The organism is Pseudorhodoplanes sp. (assembly GCF_035565855.1).
Taxonomy (GTDB): domain Bacteria; phylum Pseudomonadota; class Alphaproteobacteria; order Rhizobiales; family Xanthobacteraceae; genus Pseudorhodoplanes.
The window spans coordinates 1-3951 of sequence record NZ_DATMRX010000313.1 but is presented as its reverse complement, the minus strand read 5'-3'; the positions used below and the strand labels follow the sequence as shown (position 1 = coordinate 3951).

The 3951-nt window shown below is 62.2% G+C and carries 6 protein-coding genes; 5 read left to right on the top strand and 1 reads right to left on the bottom strand.

Translation table 11 applies throughout. The annotated features are described in order from the left end of the window. The 5 genes from VN004_RS17895 to VN004_RS17875 all read left to right on the top strand — a co-directional run. The coding region (locus VN004_RS17895) for an NAD-binding protein (protein ID WP_325612919.1) at positions 1-470 on the top strand (470 nt) is incomplete at its 5' end. Between the two features lie 107 nt (positions 471-577). Further along, the gene (locus tag VN004_RS17890) at positions 578-1600 is read left to right on the top strand and encodes a TRAP transporter substrate-binding protein (protein WP_325612917.1); all 1023 of its coding nucleotides are present in this window, start codon (positions 578-580) and stop codon (positions 1598-1600) included. 273 nt (positions 1601-1873) lie between these two features. Further along, positions 1874-2503, top strand: a complete 630-nt coding sequence (locus VN004_RS17885) for a YceI family protein (protein WP_325612914.1) — start codon at positions 1874-1876, stop codon at positions 2501-2503. Positions 2504-2541: 38 nt separating this feature from the next. Then, positions 2542-3108, top strand: coding sequence for a cytochrome b (locus tag VN004_RS17880; protein ID WP_325612911.1), 567 nt, complete (start codon positions 2542-2544; stop codon positions 3106-3108). Positions 3109-3121: 13 nt separating this feature from the next. Further along, positions 3122-3748, top strand: a complete 627-nt coding sequence (locus VN004_RS17875) for a YceI family protein (protein ID WP_325612908.1) — start codon at positions 3122-3124, stop codon at positions 3746-3748. A 45-nt stretch (positions 3749-3793) separates the two neighbouring features. Here VN004_RS17875 and VN004_RS17870 read toward each other — a convergent pair whose 3' ends face one another. Continuing rightward, positions 3794-3934: a hypothetical protein gene (locus VN004_RS17870; protein WP_325612920.1), complete on the bottom strand. Its 141-nt coding sequence runs from the start codon at positions 3932-3934 to the stop codon at positions 3794-3796. Between the last annotated feature and the right edge of the window lie 17 nt (positions 3935-3951).

Sequence of the window (3951 nt, the reverse complement as noted above, 5' to 3'; positions counted from 1 at the left end):
CCGACGCGGTCGCAGCGGTCAAACCAGTTCTTGCCTGCATGGGCTCGAAACTGTTCGAGGTCGGCTCGCTCGGCTGCGGCCATGCGATGAAGTGCCTGAATAACTTCCTTGCCGCGACGAGCTTTGCCGCCGCGGCCGAGGCGGTCACGGTGGGCCGCAAATTCGGGCTCGACCCGGAGGTCATGGCCGATGTCGTGAATGTGTCGACCGGGCGCAGCTTCGCATCCGAAATGCTGATCAAGCAGCACCTGCTCAGCGGGACTTTCGGAACCGGTTTTACGCTTGGGCTTCTCGTCAAGGACGTGAAGATCGCGGCCGATCTCGCCGAGCAGATCGGTGTCACCGCGCCGGTTGGTCAGCTCGTCTGCGGCATGTGGGCAGAGGCGCGCGATGCCCTGGGCGGAGACCAGGACCACACCCGCGCGGCGCTTCACTGGGAGAAGCGCGCGCTTCCCAAAGCCGCAGAATAGCGAACGCGCCTCCCGCCGGGTTGAACAAATGCCGCTGGCCTTACGCCAGCGGCATCGTTTATCCTCGGACCTTCAATCGCCACATAAGGCGACTAGGGAGGACATCTATGAAGTGCTCTGCCGTTGCGGCAGCGACCGCGCTGTTTGCCGCCCTCACCGTCCCCGCACTCGCGCAGGACAAGCCCGTCGAACTCCGTTTCAGCCACTGGGTGCCGCCGGCCCATCCGATGCATCCTGCCGTCGAGGCCTGGGCGGAATCGATCAAGAAGGCGTCGAACGGCACCATCACGATCAAGATCTATCCGGCGCAGCAGCTCGGCAAGGCGTTCGATCACTACAACATGGCGAAGGACGGCATTGCCGATTTCGCCCACGTCAATCCAGGCTACGAACCGGGGCGCTTCCCGATCATGGGCGCATCGGAATTGCCGTTCCTGCTCGCGAATTCCACAGCCGGAAGCGCGGGGATTGATGCGTGGTATCGCAAATACGCCGACAAGGAGATGAAGGACGTCAAATACTGCATCACCTTCATGCACGATCCGGCGACGTTCCACACCACCAACAAGAAGGTGACCGTTCCGGGCGACGTGAAGGGCATGAAGATCCGTCCCGCCAATGCGACGATCAGCCGGTTCATTTCGCTTCTCGGCGGCACCAATGTGCCGGCGTCGGCGCCGGAATCGCGCGACCTTCTCGAGAAGGGCGTCGTGGAAGGCATCACCTTCCCCTGGGGCTCGGTCGTGCTGTTCGGCATCGACAAGGTGACGAAGTATCACCTCGACTCGGCGCTCTATGCCACCGAGCAGACATTCGTCATGAACAAGGACAAGTACAACTCGCTGTCGCCTGCCCAACGCAAGGTGATTGACGACCATTGCACCTCGGAATGGGCGGAAAAGATCGCAACGCCATGGGCGAAGATGGAGTCCAGCGGACGCGACAAGATCAAGGCCCAGCCCGGCAAGGAGGTCTATACGATTACCCCTGCCCAGCTAGCCGAGTGGCGCAAGGCCGCCGAGCCGCTGAAGGCTGAATGGGAAGCCCAGGTGAAAAAGGCCGGCCATGACCCTGTTGCGATCTACAAGGATCTGCAGGACGAACTGAAGAAGCGCGACGCGCTCTACTGAGTGCGCTGTACCGAAGGTGCGACGCCGGTGCGGCCGCTGCCGCACCGGTGTTCCCACAGGGTGCGCGTTTCCCATCATGGGAGATGTCATTGCACCCGATAAACCAGCCCACCCGCTCCACCACGACCGAAAGCTGTGGTGCGGTTTCGAATGATCCGGTAGCCTAGAATCGTGACGCGCTGACGCTCGGGCTTCGCAGCGGCGGCTTGGCTGTCACCCACAAACAGAATTGATCGGGCCGCAGGATGCTGGCCCATGAGGAGGAAAGCGACTATGGCGTTTGGCATTTTCCGGTCCGTGCCCGCTTATGGCGGCACGCTGCTCGGCGCTTCTGTTGGATTGATGCTGCTGCTGCCCTCGGCCCCCGCCCTGGCGCAAGCGCAGAAGGTGAACGTCGATCTCGAACACGTCGCGGTCACCTGGTCGATCTCGCATGGCGGCTTTTCGTCGGTGATGGGTCAGTTCCGGCAAATCAACAAGGCCGAGATGACTTTCGACCGCAAGGATCCGTCGAACAGCAAGGTGAGCGTCGAGATCGAGGCGGCGAGTATCGATTCAAATCACCCCTATCGTGACAACTGGATTCGCTCCGAGGCTGAACTTGATGTCTGGAAACACCGGACCATCACTTTCGAGAGCACCAAGATCGAAAAGACCGGCGAGAATACCGGAAAGATGACCGGCAATCTGACGATGCACGGCGTCACGCATCCGGTCACGATGGACGTGACTTACAACAAGAGCGGCCTGCACCTGTCGAAGAAATACACGATCGACGGCTTCACCGCGAAGGGCAAGCTGAAGCGCACCGATTTCGGGATGAAGGCGTTCATTCCCTGGATTGGCGAGGAAGTCGAATTCGTGATCCAGCTGGAAACGCAGCGGCCCAACGATCCGACCTAAAGTCCGGCGGCGTTTGCGATTGCAGCCAGGTTTGATCCATGCCGTTACGCAATACGGCCGAACACTTCGGCCTGGTAGCCAAGACCCTGCACTGGCTGACGCTGATCCTGCTGATCGCGGCGTTCACGCTCGCGATCAGCATGGTCAACATGCCGCTCAGCCCGCGCAAGCTCGAGTTCTACTCCTGGCACAAATGGGTGGGCGTGACGATCTTCCTGGTCGTGCTGTTGCGGCTGGCCTGGCGTCTCGCCAACCCGGTGCCGCCGCAACCCGCCGCGTCGCCGCTGTGGCAACGGCGCCTCGCCGCTTTGTCGCATGCCGCGCTCTACACGATCCTCATCGTCATGCCGATCACCGGCTGGATCATGAGTTCGGCGCTCAACCTGCCGGTGGTGTATCTCGGCCTCATCCACATCCCGAGTCCATTCGGCGTCGACCGGGCGCTCGGCGAAACGATGAAGGTCGTTCACTTGTCCCTGGCGGTGGCTCTGCTGGTGCTGGTTGCCATCCATGCGCTGGCGGCGCTGTACCATCATCTCGTCCTGCGCGACGATGTCCTGCGGCGCATGCTGCCATGGCCGGCCAGGGCCGGAACGAAATTCTGAAGGTGCACCTTCGATGAATAGAATGCGACGGCTTGTTCTGAGCTCAGCGATTGCGGCGGCGTTGGGATTAGTCCCAACGCTCGACCTCGCCTTGGCGAGCGATGCTCCGGCATGGACGGTCGATGCCGCCAAGAGCAGCATCGGATTCACCGGCAAGCAAATGGGCGTGCCGAGCAAGGGCCGGTTCAAGACCTTCACCGCGACGGTGAAATTCGATCCGGACAATCTGCAGGGCAGCGCCGTCGAAGTCGTGGTCGATGCGGCGAGTGCCGATGCCGGCAATGCCGATATCGACAAGGAACTCAAGCAGCCGAAATGGTTCGACGTCGCCCGCTTCCCGACAGTGCGCTTCGTCACGACGGCGTTCCGCGCGAAAGCCAAGGACAGCGCTGGCAAGGGCGAATACGAGGCGACCGCAAAGCTCACGATCCGCGATGTGACCGAAGAGGTCGTGCTGCCGTTCAAGCTGGAGATCAGCCCCGATCCCGCCGATGCCGGTCAACTCGTGGCGCGCGCCACCGGCGAACTGACGATCAGCCGGACGAAGTTCGGCGTCGGTCGCGATGAGTGGCGCGACACCAAGATCGTCGGCGACGAGGTCGGATTGCAGATCGAGGTGCTGGCGCGGCGCAAGAAGTAGCCGCGCCGCCCCAGATTCGACGGCGCACCGGTAGAGAGGGCGCGATCACACCGCCGGCGCGGGTGGCGGCAGCGGCGCATCGCGACGCGTCACCGCGACAGTCATCTCGCCGACCTTCTCGATCTTCGCATGCATCACGTCGCCGGCTTGCACCGGGCCGACGCCTTCCGGCGTCCCGGTCATGATGATGTCGCCGGGATAGA